The sequence below is a fragment of the Streptomyces sp. NPDC091287 genome, assembly GCF_044768525.1.
Classification (GTDB): Bacteria; Actinomycetota; Actinomycetes; order Streptomycetales; family Streptomycetaceae; genus Streptomyces.
Map to the genome: position 1 here is coordinate 67,082 of NZ_JBIVUV010000026.1, position 15,368 is coordinate 82,449.

A 15,368-nucleotide genomic window follows, 5' to 3' on the forward strand; every position below is an offset into this window, starting at 1 on the left:
GCCTTGCGGCTTGCTGCGAAACCAGACTGTACAGGAGGTGGGAGGCCCAGGTCGACTTCACTCCTGGTGGTGACACCGTCACCGTCCCACGAGCCCCCGTGGGCCCCCCGCGTCAGGGCGCGAGGGCGTCGATCGCCTTGACGATCCGCTTGTCCGAGACGGGGAACGCGGTGCCCAACGCGTGGGCGAAATAGCTGACCCGCAGCTCCTCGATCATCCAGCGGACGTCCAGCACCTCCTGCGGCACCGGCCGGCCCTGCGGGAGCTGTTCGAGCAGCCAGGCGTACTCGTCCTGCATCTCGTGCACCTTCGCCATCCGCGTGGTGTCCCGCTGCACCGCCGTCGGCATCTGCTGGAGCCGCCGGTCGGCCGCCACGAGGTAGCGCATCAGGTCCGGCAGCCGGCGCAGTCCGGTGGCCGTAACGAAACCGGGCGGTACGAGACGGGCCAGCTGTTCGCGCACGTCCGTGACGTTGGCCACCAGCGTCAGGCTGTTCGTCGACTTCAGCCGGCGCTCGCAGGCCTGCCACGCGGCCAGGATCTGCTGCACCTGGTCGATCGTGCGGACGGTCAGGTCCACCAGATCGGCGCGCACCTTGTCGTACAGCGTCCGGAACGCCTTCTCGTCCCACGCGGGCCCGCCGTGCGCGGCGATCAGCCGGTCGGCCGCGGCGGTGGCGCAGTCCTCGAAGAGCGCCTGGACCGAGCCGTGCGGATTACGGGACAGGGCCAGCTTCTGCTGGTTGGAGAGCCGGTCCGAGGCGAACTTCGCCGGGTGCACCGGGATGTTCAGCATGATCAGCCGCCGGGTGCCGCGCCACATCGCCTGCTGCTGCTCGGCCTCGGTGTCGAAGAGCCGCACGGCCACGGTTTCGCCCTGGTCGACGAGGGCCGGGTAGGCCTTGACCGGCTGCCCGGCACGCCGCGTCTCGAAGACCTTGTTCAGCGTGCCGATGGTCCAGTCGGTGAGCCCGGACCGCTCGATGGACTCCCCGGAGGGCCCGGCGGTCGCCGCCGCGGCCTTGGAGAGCGCCTGCCGGGCCTTCGGCCGCAGCTGGAGCTTGAGCGCCTCCAGGTCCTTGTCCTCGGCGACCTTCCGCCGCCGCTCGTCGACGATCCGGAACGTGATCTTCAGATGGTCCGGGACCCGGGAGAGGTCGAAGTCGTCCGCCGTGACCGGCACGCCGACCATCCGCTGGAGCTCCCGCGCCAGGGTGAACGGCAGTGGCTCCTGGAGCGGGACCGCCCGGTCCAGGAACTTGTCCGCGTAGTTCGGCGCGGGGACGTAGTGCCGGCGGATCGGCTTCGGCAGCGAGCGGATCAGCTCCGTGACGACCTCCTCGCGCAGCCCCGGAATCTGCCAGTCGAAGCCCTCGGACGTGACCTGGTTGAGCACCTGGAGCGGTACGTGGACGGTCACGCCGTCCGCATCCGCCCCGGGCTCGAACTGGTACGTCACCCTGAACTTGAGCTTCCCCTGCCGCCAGGAGTCCGGGTAGTCGTCCTTGGTGACGGCCCCGGCCTTCTCGTTGATGAGCATGGAGCGCTCGAAGTCGAGCGCGTCCGGCTCCTCGCGCTTCTTGTTCTTCCACCAGGAGTCGAAGTGCGCCCCGGAGACGATGTGCTCGGGAATCCGCTGGTCGTAGAAGTCGAACAGCGTCTCGTCGTCCACGAGGATGTCGCGGCGGCGGGCGCGGTGCTCCAGCTCCTCGACCTCGCCGAGCAGTTTGCGATTGTCATGGAAGAACTGGTGGTGGGTGCGCCAGTCGCCCTCGACCAGGGCGTTGCGGATGAACAGATCCCGCGAGGCCTCCTGGTCGATACGACCGAAGTTGACCTTGCGCTGGGCGACGATCGGCACCCCGTAGAGGGTGACCCGTTCGAACGCCATCACCGCGGCCTGGTCCTTCTCCCAGTGCGGCTCGCTGTAGGTGCGTTTCAGCAGATGCCCGGCCAGCGGCTCGATCCATTCGGGCTCGACCTTGGCGTTGACCCGCGCCCACAGCCGGGAGGTCTCCACCAGCTCCGCCGACATCACGAACCGGGGCTGCTTCTTGAACAGCGCCGACCCGGGGAAGATCGCGAACTTGGCGCTGCGCGCGCCCAGGTACTCGTTCTTCTCGGTGTCCTTCAGCCCGATGTGCGACAGCAGCCCGGCCAGCAGCGAGGTGTGCACCGCCTGCTCGGGGATGGACGCCTCCGCCTTGGGCTCCTCGACGGTAATGCCCATCTGCTTGGCGACCGTACGCAGTTGCGCGTAGATGTCCTGCCATTCGCGGATGCGCAGGAAGTTCAGATACTCCTGCTTGCACATCCGGCGGAACGAGGACGAGCCGCGCTCCTTCTGCTGCTCGCGGACATAGGCCCAGAGGTTCAGATACGCCAGGAAGTCGGACGTCTCGTCCTTGAACCGGGCGTGGTTCTGATCGGCCTGGGTCTGCTTCTCCGCGGGCCGCTCGCGCGGGTCCTGGATGGAGAGCGCGGCGGCGATGACCATGACCTCGCGGGCGCAGCCGTTCTTGTCGGCCTCGATGACCATCCGGGCCAGGCGCGGGTCGACGGGCAGCTGGGAGAGCTTGCGGCCGAGCGGGGTGAGCCGCTGCCCCTTCTTCCCCTCCTGGGGGGTCTCGCCCTGCTCCAGCGCCCCCAGCTCCTGGAGGAGCTGCACGCCGTCGCGGATGTTGCGGTGGTCCGGCGGGTCGATGAAGGGGAACTTCTCGATGTCGCCGAGCCCGGCGGCGGTCATCTGGAGGATGACGGAGGCCAAGTTGGTCCGCAGGATCTCCGGGTCGGTGAACTCCGGCCGGGTGACGAAGTCGTCCTCCGAGTACAGCCGGATGCAGATGCCGTCCGACGTACGGCCGCAGCGGCCCTTGCGCTGGTTGGCGCTGGCCTGGGAGATGCGCTCGATCGGCAGCCGCTGGACCTTGGTGCGGTGGCTGTAGCGGGAGATACGGGCGTTGCCCGGGTCGATCACGTACTTGATGCCGGGAACCGTCAGTGAGGTTTCGGCCACGTTGGTAGCCAGCACGATGCGGCGGACGATGCCGTTGGGGGTCCGCTGGAAGACGCGGTGCTGCTCGGCGTGGGAGAGGCGTGCGTAGAGGGGGAGCACCTCGGTGTGTCTGAGGTTCCGTTTGTTCAGCGCGTCCGCCGTGTCCCGGATCTCGCGCTCGCCGGAGAGGAAGACCAGGACGTCGCCCGGGGCCTCGTGGCCCAGCTCGTCGACGGCGTCGCAGATCGCGGTGATCTGGTCGCGGTCGGAGTCCTCGCTGTCGTCTTCGAGGAGGGGGCGGTAGCGAACTTCAACGGGGTACGTCCGCCCGCTGACCTCCACGATCGGCGCCTCGCCGAAGTGGCGCGCGAACCGCTCGGGGTCGATGGTCGCCGAGGTGATGACGACCTTCAGATCCGGGCGCTTCGGCAGCAGCCGGGCCAGATAGCCGAGCAGGAAGTCGATGTTCAGGGACCGCTCGTGGGCCTCGTCGATGATGATCGTGTCGTACGCCAGCAGCTCGCGGTCCGTCTGGATCTCGGCGAGCAGGATGCCGTCCGTCATCAGCTTCAGATACGTCGACTCCGGGTTCACCTGGTCGGTGAAGCGGACCTTCCAGCCGACGGTCTCGCCCAGCGGCGTCTTCAGCTCGTCCGCGACGCGCTCCGCGACCGTGCGGGCGGCGATCCGCCGGGGCTGGGTGTGCCCGATCATGCCCCGGACGCCGCGCCCCAGCTCCATACAGATCTTCGGGATCTGCGTGGTCTTCCCGGACCCGGTCTCCCCGGCGACGATCACGACCTGGTGCTCGCGTATCGCCTCCAGGATCTCGTCCTTCTTCTGGCTGACGGGCAGCTCTTCCGGGTACGACAGGGCCGGCAGCCGGGCCGCGCGCGCCGCGAGCCGTTCGGCCGCCCTGCCCGCGTCGGCCGCGATCTCGTCCAGCACGGACTGGCGGGCCTCGGGCTTGCGGATGCGGCGCGCTCCTTCGAGGCGCCGGCCGAGCCGGTTCGCGTCACGGAGCGAGAGCTGTCCGAGCTGGGACTGGAGATCGGCGAAGGAAGTAGACATACGGCTCCCAGGATCTCACCCGGGCGCACGGAGTGGCGACCTCATTTCGCGCGGGCTGCGTCACGCGGCACGTACCATTTCGGGCAGTCGAACGCTCAGCCCCGCTTCCAGGGGGAAAGGCCCGGTCCCGTGTCCCGTACGCAGTGGTGGAGCCTGACGGCGCTGCTCGCGGTCGTCGTGGGGCTGCTGTGCGGACCGGCGGTGCTCCCGGCAGCCGCGCTCGGGGCTCCGGCTCCCTCCGCTTCGGCAACCTCGGCTCCCGTGCCCTCGGCTCCCGTGCCCTCCGCTCCCGTGCCCTCCGCTCCCGTGCCCTCCGCTCCCGTGTCTTCCGCTTCCGTGTCTTCCGCTTCCGTGCCGGGGGCCACCGGAGTGCGCGACGCACCGTCCGCCCCGGTGGCCGAGACCGCCGACGCGGGAACCCCGGTCCCCGGCTGCGGGAAGCTCCGCGACCACGACGGCGAGCCCGCCGTCCCCTCCCGCGCCCGCTCCGCGCACGACCAGGCGCCCGGCCTCGCCCCCTGGGGGCTGCCCGCCGCGACGGGCGCGCTGCCGGCCGAGCCGCCACCGGGCACCCGGGCCCGCGCCCCGGCCCCGTACACCCCGACCCCCGTAGAACTCTCCGTGCTGCGGGTGTAGGCCGGGCACCCGCCCGACCTGCGCCCTTCCCCCTCCCGCACCACCAGCCCGGAGTGCCGCATGCCCACGCCCAAGAAGCCCGTCTCCACGGGTCAGAAGTCCTCCTCCCGCAAGCCCCTGGTCTACGGCGCCGTGACCGTCGTGGCCGCCGGTCTCCTCGGCTTCGCGTCGTACCGGGCCACCGCCCCCGATGACACCGCCCCGGACACCTCGTCCGCCCCGGCCGCCGAGGTCTCCGCCGACCCGAACGAGGGCGTCTACCCGGAGCTGGCGAAGCTCGCCCGCCGGGACGCCGACGACAAGCTGGCCGTCGGCCGCGCCGACGCCCCGGTCGTCCTGATCGAGTACGCCGACTTCAAGTGCGGCTACTGCGGCAAGTTCGCCCGGGACACCGAGCCGAAGCTGATCGAGAAGTACGTGAAGGACGGCACGCTGCGCATCGAGTGGCGCAACTTCCCGATCTTCGGCGAGGAGTCCGAGAACGCCGCGCGCGGCTCCTGGGCCGCCGGGCAGCAGAACCGCTTCTGGGAGTTCCACGGTGCCGCCTACGCCGAAGGGGCGAAGGAGAAGGGCTTCGGCAAGGACCGGGTCAAGGCGCTCGCCGAAGAGGCCGGGGTGAAGGACCTGGACCGGTTCATGAAGGACCTCGACGGTGACGCGGCCCGTGCGGCGGTCAAGAAGGACCAGGAACAGGCGTACGGGATCGGCGCGACGTCCACCCCGTCGTTCCTGATCAACGGCCGTCCGATCGCGGGAGCGCAGCCGGACGAGACGTTCGCGCAGGCCATCGAGGCCGCCGCCGAGCAGGCGAAGGCCACCGGCAAGGACACCGGCAACGCGGGCAACGACGCCGAGGACCCCGCCAAGTGACGGCGGACATCGGCTACTTCGCGGCCTTCCTCGGCGGGCTGCTCGCCCTGGTCAGCCCGTGCAGCGCGCTGCTGCTGCCGGCCTTCTTCGCGTACTCCATCGATTCCACCTCCCGGCTGCTGGCCCGCACGGGCATCTTCTACGCCGGGCTCGCCACCACCCTCGTCCCGCTCGGCGCGGCGGGCAGCTACGCGGGACGGCTGTTCTACGGCCACCGGGACGCCCTCGTCACGGGCGCGGGCTGGCTGATCATCGTGCTCGGCGTCGCGCAGATCGTCGGGCTCGGCTTCGCGTCCCGGCGGATCGCGGCCCTCAGCGGCCGGATCCGCCCCACCACGGCGTTCTCCGTCTACGCCCTGGGCGCGGTCTACGGTCTGGCCGGATTCTGCGCGGGCCCGATCCTCGGCAGCGTCCTGACCGTCGCGGCGGTCAGCGGCAGCCCGGTCTACGGCGGGCTGCTGCTGGCGGTCTACGCGCTCGGGATGGCCGTACCGCTCTTCCTGCTCGCCCTGCTCTGGGAGCGCTTCGACCTCGGCCGCCGGGCCTGGCTGCGCGGCCGTGCCGTTCGGCTCGGCCGGTTCGAGCTGCACACCACGTCGTTGCTGTCGGGGCTGTTCTTCATCGGGCTCGGCGTGCTGTTCCTCGTGTACGACGGGACGACCGCGCTGCCCGGTCTGCTGGGGGTCGACGCGTCGTTCGAGGTCGAGCAGTGGGCGCGCAACCTGGGCGAACAGGTGCCGGACGGGGTGCTGCTGGGCGCGGTGGTGCTGGTGGTGCTGCTGGTCCTGGGTGCCCGGGCCCTGCGCCGGCGCGACACGGACGTACCGGCGGAGACGGCCGAGGAGACCGAGGAGACCGAGAAGGTGTGAGCCGACTCCGACCGACGTAACCGGGCCCGGTGACAGCTCGTCACCGGGCCCGGCTCACACGGCGGTACCGACTACCGCGCCGCGTACCCGAAGTCCGCGCCGGAGGCGGGCAGACCGCCCGCGCCGGGCGGCTCGCCGGGCAGGCGGCCACCGCCGCCCGCGAGGCGCACCGGGCGGCCAACTCATCGGCCGACCACGCGGAGGCCGCGGCGAAGGCGGCCAACGAAGCGGCGGACCACGCGGGTGAGGCGGACGCCGAGGCCAAGAAGGCCACCGCACACGCGAAGGCGGCCCGCGAGGCGGCCACGGTGGCCACCGACGCCACACTCCAGGCGGACAACGTCGAGAAGGTGGCGCGCGAGGCCGAGAAGGTCCGTCTGGAGCAGGAGGAATCGGACACGACCGAGGACGCGAAGCTGCTGAAGACACTCCAGGACGAGAGCGAGGCAGTCGACAAGCACGCACGGACGCAGGCCGCGCAGATGGACGCGGAGACCAAGCAGCTCCTCGCCGACGCCGCGGCCAAGGCCGGTTCGGACGAGCCCGCGGCGGCCGCCCTGGCCCGTAGGGCCGCGGTGAATCTGCTCGGCAGCACCGGCGTATGGACCCGGCAGTCCGCGGGGCAGGCCCTGTCCGGCACCGACGCCGACATGCTGATCTGGCTGGAGAGCGGTCGCCTCACGGCGCAGGAGGCCGACGACCGGGAGACGCTGCTCCACTTCGCGCAGATCGGCACGGCCAAGACCGCGGTCGCGGCGGAAGCCGTCCTGGCGCAGGGCCCCGAGGAGATCGAGGAGTACCTGACGACGGGGATCCTGGAGACCCAGCGCGATGAGTTCCGCGTCCAGACCCTCCGGGCGATGGAGGGTGCGGGCAAGGGAGTCACGGCCGCCGGCACCGCGGCCCTGAACGACGGCTCGACCGAAGCCCTGAGCACGTTCCTCGTCTCGGGGTACCCCAAGGCGCTGGCCGACGACGAGCAGATCGAAACCCTGCGGATCCTGGAGGAGGGCGGACCGTACGTCCAGGCGGCGGCCCGTAACTCCATGGCCCGTAACTCCATGGCCGGACCCGCGTAGATGCGCTCGGTCTTCGTGACCCGGATCCAGCACAAGGCGGCTCAGGCCGACGAGGACACCGCCGCCCACGTGGCGGCCGTCCGCGCGCAGATCAGCATCGCCGCGAAGGCCGCGGCCACGGCGCACGAGGACGCCGACAAGGCTTCGGAGGCGGCGGCCCGTGCGCGGGGCGCGGCCGACGAGGCCAACGGGTACGCCGAGGACGCGAAGGCCGCGGCCAAGGCGGCCGGGGAGCACGCGGAGCGCGCACGCGCGAGCTCGCAGGCGGCCGACCGGTCGGCGGCGAACGCGGCCGCGTCGGCGCAGCAGGCCAAGGCCGCGGCAGCCACCGCACAGAAGGCCAGCCGGGCCGCGAACTACTCGGCGAAGAAGGCCACCGACTCCGCGGTGCGGGCCAGCAACTCCGCCAGCAGCGCCGCCGCGTCCGCCAACACGGCCCGGCAGGCGGCCATCGCGGCGGGCAAGGACGCGTTCGCCGCCAACCAGGCCGCGCGGGAGGCCTACTCGGCGTACCTCTCGAAGCACCGGCAGGAGCAGGAGGCCAAGGCGGAAGAGGCGCGGAAGGAAGCCCAGAAGAACGAGGACGAGGGCTACCGTCCCCAGGACGACTCGTCCAATGACGACGTCCATTTCGATATGCACGACAACGCGGGAGTTCCTGATGGCGTGCGGGATGTCGTCGGCTTCTTCAGCCTGCGCGGTGCGTTCGACGCCTCGGCGTTCACCCTTCTCGGACGCCACGACGAGGCCAGGGAGTCCTTCAAGGGATTCATCGGCCCCTTCATCACCGGCCAGATCGGTGGGGCGGTGAGCAAGGGAAGCCAGATCGGCCCGGTGACCGGTGTGCTCGGCAGGGGCGGCGTCAGGGTGTTCGGCTGGCCGGTCGCTCTCGGAGCGACGGTCGTAGACTATCTGCTCCCCCAGGGCGGTCCGGTCCGCTACGTCGCCCCCGGCCCGTTCGATCGCCCCGTGCAGGCTCCGATCACACGGTGATGAGATGACCAAGAGAGACAGCACCGGGGAGTCGCTGCGGGGCGGCGGCTTCCTCAAGGGGTCGGCCGCCGGCGTGAGCGACATGCTGCTCGGGTGGCGATCGCTCTTTCTCGGCCTGTTGGGCACTGTGGGCGGCTTCGTCGGTGCGATCACCAACAGCGGTGTCACCGCACGGTTGACGCTCGTGGCGATCGGCTGTGTGTCCGTCGTTCTCGCAGCGGTTTCATGGAAGTACATGAAGCGGCAGCGGGACGATCGGAACGCTCGACGGCGTCACCCGTAGATCCGTCCGGTCCCTGCCGAAACGGCCCGCCAGAACACCTGGCGGGCCGTTTCGGCTGCCGGCCCCTGTCGCCGAGTCCCCTGGCACAGGGGACCGGCACAGGAGAAGCCCCGGTCCCCGGCACAGGGAAGCGCCCCGGACGAATACTTCGTCCGGGGCGCTTCTGTGGTGGCTGGGGCCGGGATCGAACCGGCGACCTATCGCTTTTCAGGCGATCGCTCGTACCAACTGAGCTACCCAGCCACGCAGCCGCTGGGGCTGCAGCGGTCCTGACGGGATTTGAACCCGCGGCCTCCACCTTGACAGGGTGGCGAGCACTCCAAACTGCTCCACAGGACCAAGCGGTGTGCGAAACAAGTCTCGCACACGGTAAAACGTGCCCCCAACGGGATTCGAACCCGTGCTACCGCCTTGAAAGGGCGGCGTCCTGGGCCACTAGACGATGAGGGCTATTGGCCCGCCTGTTCGCTTCGCAGCGCGTCGGGGACGTGAGAAGCATATGGGATGGGTGGAGCTATCGCCAAAACGGTTTACGGCGAGGGGGTGGGGCGCGCCGGGGGGCGGGTGGCGGAGGGCGAGGAGGACGGCGACGGGGTGGGGGAGACCGGGGCGTCCTTCTTCAGGTTCTCCTCCGGAAGATGGCGGCTGACCTCGGCGGTCGTCAGTCCGAGACCGCCCAGCGTGATCTCGTCCCAGGCCTGGAGCCGGCGGGTCGAGCGGTCCATGTAGAGCACCGAGGCGTGCACCTTCTCCGGCTTCTCGTTCTGCACGGCGCGCAGCCCGCCGCCGCCCGTGGAGCCCTCGACCTTCAGCCGCGTGCCGAGCTTCAGCTGCTCGTTGATCCGGCGGTGGAGGTGGCCCGACAGCACCAGCGGGACCGTGCCGTCGGTCTCCCGGGCGGTGTTCGGGTCGTGGGCGACGGCGATGTCGACCGGGGTGCCCGCGCGTTCCTGGTCGCGCAGCGCGGAGGCGAGCCGCGCGCCTTCGAGCTGCGCGGCCTCCTTGCCGCCGACCGGGGCGGTCCGGTCCGGGGTGAAGGAGGCGTCGCCGGTGCCGGCGATCCGCAGCCCGCCGACGTTCACCGCGCTGCCGTCGTCGAGGACGCTCACGTTCGTGAACTTCTTCAGATAGGCCTGGGTGATGGGCGAGTCATGGTTGCCGCGCACCCAGACGTAGGGCGCGCCGAGGTCGCGGATCGGGTCGAGGAAGCCGTTCTCGGGGGCGGAGCCGTGGTCCATCGTGTCGCCCGAGTCGACGATGACGTCGATCTCGTACTGCTCCACGAGCGAGGCGATGATGTGCCAGGCCGCCGGGTTGAGGTGGATGTCGGAGACGTGCAGGACCCGGATCGTGCCCGGGTCGGGCTGGTAGACGGGGAGCGTGGAGGTCGCGTCGTACAGCTTGGTGACGTTGGTGACCAGGCGGGCCAGTTCCTGCTGGTAGATGTCGAACTCGGTGACGATGGAGCGGGCGTCGCCGACCAGGGACGGGGCGCTGGAGAGCAGCCCGGAGAACTTTGGCTCCAGGACGGACTTCGGGTTCCAGGTGGCGTACGCGCTGACGCCGGACGCGGCCAGCAGGGTGAGGGCGAGCCCGCCGGCGGCCAGGGCGCGGCGGGGGCGGCGGTAGACGACGAGGCCGAGCGCGGTCGCGCCGGAGACGACGGCGACACAGGAGCGTACGGCCAGCTCCCGGGTGCCGGCGGCGACGTCCCGGGTGACCTCGTCCTGGAGGCTGGAGAACCGTTCCGGCTGATCGACCAGGGCCCGGGAGCGTTCGGGGTCGAGGCGGTCCACGTCCACGTCGAGCCGGAGCGGTGCGCTGTGCGAGTCCAGCTCCAGGGCGCCGAGCGGGGACACATTGATCTTGCTGCCGCCGGTGAGGGAGGGACGCAGCGTCATGTTGGTGTCCATGGGGCCGACCGGAGTACGGATGGAGCCCACGGCGAGCAGTCCCAGCCAGGCCCCCAGCACGACGACGGCGAGCATGCCGAGGGCGCGGAGGTACGGGCGGCGGGCGGGGCCCGTCAGGCCGCCGGAGGCCGCCGCGCCGGTGTGGGCGGGGGTACGGGGGCGGGTGGACGGGGAGGCGTGGCCCCGGGGCTTCGGGCGGGCGATCTGGGTGAGGCGGTGCCGGACGCGGTCGGCTGCGGCACGGAACGGGACGCGGACCATTGGGCCCGTATGCCCCGGTACGGCCTCCGCCATACCGGGCGGCCTGCCCGGTCATGAGTCCGGGACGGCCGCCATCTGCCCGCACCCCGCCCCCGTACGGGACAATGGCCGGGTGCTGGAGATGACGCGCGAACAGTTCGAGGAGCTGGTGAGCCAGGCTCTGGACCGGATCCCGCCGGAGCTGACACGGCTGATGGACAACGTGGCGGTGTTCGTCGAGGACGAACCGGAGCCCGGCGACCCCGATCTGCTCGGGCTCTACGAGGGCACCCCCCTCACCGACCGGGGCGAGTGGTACGCCGGGGTGCTGCCGGACCGGATCACCATCTACCGGGGGCCGACGCTGCGGATGTGCGAGTCGCAGGAGGACGTCGTCGCGGAGACCGAGATCACCGTGGTCCACGAGATCGCCCACCACTTCGGCATCGACGACGAGCGGCTGCACGCCCTGGGCTACGGGTGAGCGAGCAGGCCCCGCGGGAGCTGCCGGAGCCCGGCCCGCCCGCCGCCCCGCAGGGCCGCGTACTGGCGGCGGTCGCGGCCGGCGGCGCGCTCGGCGCGCTCGCCCGCTACGGGGCCCTGGTGCTGTGGCCCGGCGCGGGCGGCTTCCCGTGGACGGTGTTCGCCGTCAATGTGAGCGGCTGCGCCCTGATCGGCGTCCTGATGGTGCTGACCGTCGAGCGGGGCCGGGTGACCCACCCCCTGGTACGGCCTTTCCTCGGCGTCGGGGTGCTCGGCGGCTTCACGACCTTCTCGACGTACGCGGCCGGTGTCTCGGACCTCCTCGTGCGTCAGGTGGCCCTGACCGCCATGGCGTACGCGGCGGCGACGGCGGTGTCCGCGCTCGGGGCGGTGTGGGCGGCGGCCGCGGGGACGAGGACCTGGCTGGACCGGGGCTCCCGGGGGCTCCGGGGCTCCAGTGGCTCCCGGGGCGGGGGGCGGGCCGCGTGAACTGGCTGCTGGTGGCGATCGGCGGGGCGGTGGGCGCGCCGCTGCGCTATCTGACGGACCGCGCGGTGCAGGCGCACCAGGGGCCGGGCGTCCCGTACGTCTTCCCGTGGGGCACCTTCACCGCGAACACGGCGGGAAGTCTGCTGCTCGGGCTGCTGACCGGTGCCGCGGTGTCCTCCCCGGCGCACGCCCTGCTGGCGACGGGCCTGTGCGGGGCGCTGACGACGTACTCGACGTTCTCGTACGAGACCCTCCGCCTGGCCGAGACGGGCCGGGCCTTCCTGGCCGCGGCCAATGTCCTGGCATCGCTGCCGGCGGGCCTGGGCGCGGTGTTCCTGGGGGCGGAACTGACGGGCGGGTTCGGGGGGTAGCGCGGGCGCCGGACGCGGTGCTCGGCGTCGTGTCAGGGCCGTTCGACAGCCGTCGCGCGGGCTCGTCCGGCGGGTGCCGGGCGTGGTGTTCCGGGGCCGGCTCGCCGGTCGTCGTGCGGGCGGGTGGCGTTTCGGGCGTGTCTCCGGCGGGGTCGGGGGAGTTGGGCACGGTGCGACGCCGTACCGCTCGCTCCTGTTCCCGCTCCGCCCCGGCGCCGGGCTCTCCGCTACCGCCCCGCGCCCCCGGTCCCCGCCCCCTCGCCCCGGAGGTGCCACTCGTGCGCCAGTTGTCCGCCCCTGTCCGCTGGGCAGCCGTCACCGCGCTGACGATCGCCGCGTCCACCGGCTGTATGAGCGTCGGCGAGGACGACGCCGGGGCGCCGGGGCCCTCACGGTCCGCCGGCCCGAAGGGCTCCACCCCCGATCCGGCCGGGGACACCGTCCCCGGCCGGATCGGGGGGCGGGTCGGGGGCGCCCATCCCCACTCGGACCGGGCCGCGCCCGGGGGCAGCCTGAGCCCGGACGCCTCCGCTGCCGTGCCGTCGGTCACCCCCGAGGACCCGCGCCCCGAACCGGCCGCGCCCGGGCCCACCCTTGGCGGCCCCCCGCCCTCGCCGACGCCCTCGACGCCGGGGCCGGGGGAGCCGCCGCCGGCCACCCCGGAGCCGCCGGCGCCGCCGACGCCGGACCCGGACCCGGAGCCCGAGCCGGAGCCCACGGATCCGCCGGAGCCGGCCCCCTCGGCCTCGCCCGCCGCGCAGCTGCGGGCCCATGCGATGAGCGGACCGGAGACCGCCCGGCCGTTGCGGACCCCGGAGGCATCACCGCAGGTGGGACCGGTTTAGCCGGGGGTCTCCAGGGGCCGGTTTGCGCAATGTGGGTGAGAGTGCGTATGGTAGTAGATCGTTTGATCCCATTGCCCGGCGCCGACACAGAAGAGCGCCGTGTGGCGCGTACTCTCCCTTGCCGTGGCTGGACCGCATTGAGGCGGTCGAAATTGCGAATCACGGAGTTATGGGCGCGTGCCGAGACTCCGGAAGGTTTCGCATTTCGCATGTCAATTTCCAGTTCTGACCACACCGTCATGCCCGAGAACATCGACAACGCCGAGCTCGCCGAGTTCGTCGAGACCGCTGTGACCGAGGCCCCCGCCGGCGCCACCGCCCCGGCCGCCGAGAAGGCTCCGGCCGCCGAGAAGACGGTCGTCGCCGAGAAGTCCGTCGCGGACTTCATCACCGACGTGACCGCCGACACGCAGGCCGAAGCCCCCGCCGAGGAGATCGCCGCTCCCGAGGCCGAGATCGCGGACTCCGCCGAGGAGATCGCCGACGAGGCCGACGCCGAGCCGACCATCACCTTCGGTGCCCTGGGCCTGCCCGACGGCATCGTCCGCAAGCTCGCGCAGAACGGTGTGACCGCCCCCTTCCCGATCCAGGCGGCGACCATCCCGGACGCCCTGGCCGGCAAGGACATCCTCGGCCGCGGCCGTACGGGCTCCGGCAAGACGCTCTCCTTCGGTCTGCCGCTGCTGGCCTCGCTCTCCGGTGGCACCACCGAGAAGAAGAAGCCGCGCGGCATCATCCTCACCCCGACCCGCGAGCTCGCGATGCAGGTCGCGGACGCGCTTCAGCCCTACGGCGACGTGCTCGGCCTCAAGATGAAGGTCGTCTGCGGCGGTACGTCGATGGGCAACCAGATCTACGCGCTGGAGCGCGGTGTCGACGTCCTCGTCGCCACCCCGGGCCGGCTGCGCGACATCATCAACCGCGGCGCCTGCTCCCTGGCGAGCGTCCAGGTCGCCGTCCTCGACGAGGCCGACCAGATGTCCGACCTGGGCTTCCTGCCCGAGGTCACCGAGCTGCTCGACCAGATCCCCGGTGGGGGTCAGCGGATGCTCTTCTCCGCCACCATGGAGAACGAGATCGGCACGCTGGTCAAGCGCTACCTCTCCAACCCGGTCACGCACGAGGTCGACAGCGCCCAGGGCAACGTCACGACCATGTCGCACCACGTCCTCGTCGTGAAGCCGAAGGACAAGGCGCCGGTCACGGCCGCCATCGCCGCCCGCAAGGGCCGCACGATCATCTTCGTCCGCACCCAGCTGGGCGCGGACCGTATCGCCGAGCAGCTCATCGAGTCCGGCGTGAAGGCCGACGCGCTGCACGGCGGCATGACCCAGGGCGCCCGTACGCGGGTCCTGGAGGACTTCAAGAAGGGTTACGTCAACGCGCTCGTCGCGACCGACGTCGCCGCCCGCGGTATCCACGTCGACGGCATCGACCTGGTCCTGAACGTGGACCCGGCCGGTGACCACAAGGACTACCTGCACCGCTCGGGCCGTACCGCCCGCGCCGGCAAGTCCGGTGTCGTCGTCTCGCTGGCGCTTCCGCACCAGCGCCGCCAGATCTTCCGCCTGATGGAGGACGCGGGCGTCGACGCCTCGCGCCACATCGTCCAGGGCGCGGGCGTCTTCGAGCCCGAGGTCGCCGAGATCACCGGCGCCCGCTCGCTCACCGAGGTCCAGGCCGACTCCGCGAACAACGCCGCCAAGCAGGCCGAGCGCGAGGCCGCCGACCTGACGAAGCAGCTGGAGCGGGTCCAGCGCCGCGCCGTCGAGCTGCGCGAGGAGGCCGACCGCCTGGTCGCCCGCGCCGCACGCGAGCGGGGCGACGACCCCGAGGCCGCGGTGGCCGAGGTCGCGGCCGAGGCCGAGGCCGCCCTCGTGGCAGCCGCCTCCGTACCGGAGCAGCCGGCCGCCCGCGACGAGCAGCGCCGCGACGAGCGGGGCAACTTCGAGCGCCGCGACAACCGCGGCGGCTACCGCGGCGGCAACGACCGCCGTGACGAGCGCCCGTCCGGCGGCTTCCGTTCCGGTGGCAGCAGCGACCGTCGCGATGACCGTGGTGGCCGTTCGTTCGAGCGTCGGGACAACGACCGCCCCGCGTTCAACCGTGACCGTCGTGACGAGCGCCCCTCGGGTGGCGGCTTCCGTTCCGGTGGCAGCAGCGACCGTCGCGATGACCGTGGTGGCCGTTCGTTCGAGCGTCGGGACAACGACCGCCCCGCGTTCAACCGA

At 71.8% G+C, this 15,368-nt stretch carries 13 protein-coding genes and 3 tRNA genes; 11 read left to right on the forward strand and 5 right to left on the reverse strand.

The window, feature by feature from the left end; all coding sequences use genetic code 11:
* Positions 1–112: 112 nt before the first annotated feature.
* Positions 113–4,066 carry an ATP-dependent RNA helicase HrpA gene (gene hrpA, locus ACIQRW_RS34495; protein ID WP_403768256.1) on the reverse strand — a complete coding sequence of 1,318 codons (3,954 nt, stop codon included), beginning with the start codon at positions 4,064–4,066 and terminating at the stop codon, positions 113–115.
* A 129-nt stretch (positions 4,067–4,195) separates the two neighbouring features.
* On the opposite strand from hrpA, the gene ACIQRW_RS34500 reads away from it, so the two are divergent.
* The 6 genes from ACIQRW_RS34500 to ACIQRW_RS34525 are packed head-to-tail and all read left to right on the forward strand — an operon-like array spanning position 4,196 to position 8,796.
* Positions 4,196–4,702, forward strand: a complete 507-nt coding sequence (locus ACIQRW_RS34500) for a hypothetical protein (RefSeq protein WP_403768259.1) — start codon at positions 4,196–4,198, stop codon at positions 4,700–4,702.
* A gap of 60 nt (positions 4,703–4,762) precedes the next feature.
* Positions 4,763–5,572 (forward strand): DsbA family protein, encoded by an 810-nt coding sequence (locus ACIQRW_RS34505; protein WP_403768262.1) that lies wholly within the window; start codon positions 4,763–4,765, stop codon positions 5,570–5,572.
* The gene (locus ACIQRW_RS34510; protein WP_403768265.1) at positions 5,569–6,441 is read left to right on the forward strand and encodes a cytochrome c biogenesis CcdA family protein; all 873 of its coding nucleotides are present in this window, start codon (positions 5,569–5,571) and stop codon (positions 6,439–6,441) included. The genes ACIQRW_RS34505 and ACIQRW_RS34510 overlap by 4 nt, the downstream gene beginning before the upstream one ends.
* A gap of 29 nt (positions 6,442–6,470) precedes the next feature.
* A complete protein-coding gene (locus ACIQRW_RS34515; protein WP_403768266.1) occupies positions 6,471–7,520 on the forward strand; it encodes a hypothetical protein in 1,050 nt (349 codons plus the stop codon).
* The gene (locus ACIQRW_RS34520; protein WP_403768269.1) at positions 7,521–8,513 is read left to right on the forward strand and encodes a hypothetical protein; all 993 of its coding nucleotides are present in this window, start codon (positions 7,521–7,523) and stop codon (positions 8,511–8,513) included.
* Positions 8,514–8,517: 4 nt separating this feature from the next.
* A complete protein-coding gene (locus ACIQRW_RS34525; RefSeq protein WP_403768271.1) occupies positions 8,518–8,796 on the forward strand; it encodes a hypothetical protein in 279 nt (92 codons plus the stop codon).
* Positions 8,797–8,962: 166 nt separating this feature from the next.
* Here the strand turns inward: ACIQRW_RS34525 and ACIQRW_RS34530 are convergent.
* The 4 genes from ACIQRW_RS34530 to ACIQRW_RS34545 form a co-directional block, all read right to left on the reverse strand.
* Positions 8,963–9,039: transfer RNA gene (locus tag ACIQRW_RS34530), tRNA-Phe, on the reverse strand.
* Between the two features lie 21 nt (positions 9,040–9,060).
* A tRNA-Asp gene (locus tag ACIQRW_RS34535) sits at positions 9,061–9,135 on the reverse strand.
* A gap of 38 nt (positions 9,136–9,173) precedes the next feature.
* Positions 9,174–9,246, reverse strand: a tRNA-Glu gene (locus ACIQRW_RS34540).
* An 80-nt stretch (positions 9,247–9,326) separates the two neighbouring features.
* A complete protein-coding gene (locus ACIQRW_RS34545) occupies positions 9,327–10,970 on the reverse strand; it encodes a metallophosphoesterase (RefSeq protein WP_403768274.1) in 1,644 nt (547 codons plus the stop codon).
* A 112-nt stretch (positions 10,971–11,082) separates the two neighbouring features.
* On the opposite strand from ACIQRW_RS34545, the gene ACIQRW_RS34550 reads away from it, so the two are divergent.
* The 5 genes from ACIQRW_RS34550 to ACIQRW_RS34570 all read left to right on the forward strand — a co-directional run.
* On the forward strand, positions 11,083–11,433 hold the full coding sequence (locus ACIQRW_RS34550) for a metallopeptidase family protein (protein WP_032790371.1): 351 nt from the start codon (positions 11,083–11,085) through the stop codon (positions 11,431–11,433).
* Entirely contained in the window at positions 11,430–11,921 is a 492-nt protein-coding gene (locus tag ACIQRW_RS34555; protein ID WP_403768277.1) for a CrcB family protein, read from the forward strand. Before ACIQRW_RS34550 ends, ACIQRW_RS34555 begins: the two co-directional genes overlap by 4 nt.
* Complete coding sequence (locus ACIQRW_RS34560) at positions 11,918–12,292, forward strand: fluoride efflux transporter FluC (protein ID WP_403768280.1); 375 nt, start codon at positions 11,918–11,920, stop codon at positions 12,290–12,292. The genes ACIQRW_RS34555 and ACIQRW_RS34560 overlap by 4 nt, the downstream gene beginning before the upstream one ends.
* Before the next feature lie 278 nt (positions 12,293–12,570).
* A complete protein-coding gene (locus ACIQRW_RS34565) occupies positions 12,571–13,137 on the forward strand; it encodes a hypothetical protein (RefSeq protein WP_403768283.1) in 567 nt (188 codons plus the stop codon).
* A gap of 239 nt (positions 13,138–13,376) precedes the next feature.
* Positions 13,377–15,368: DEAD/DEAH box helicase (locus ACIQRW_RS34570; RefSeq protein ID WP_403768286.1), on the forward strand; the 1,992-nt coding region annotated here is incomplete at its 3' end.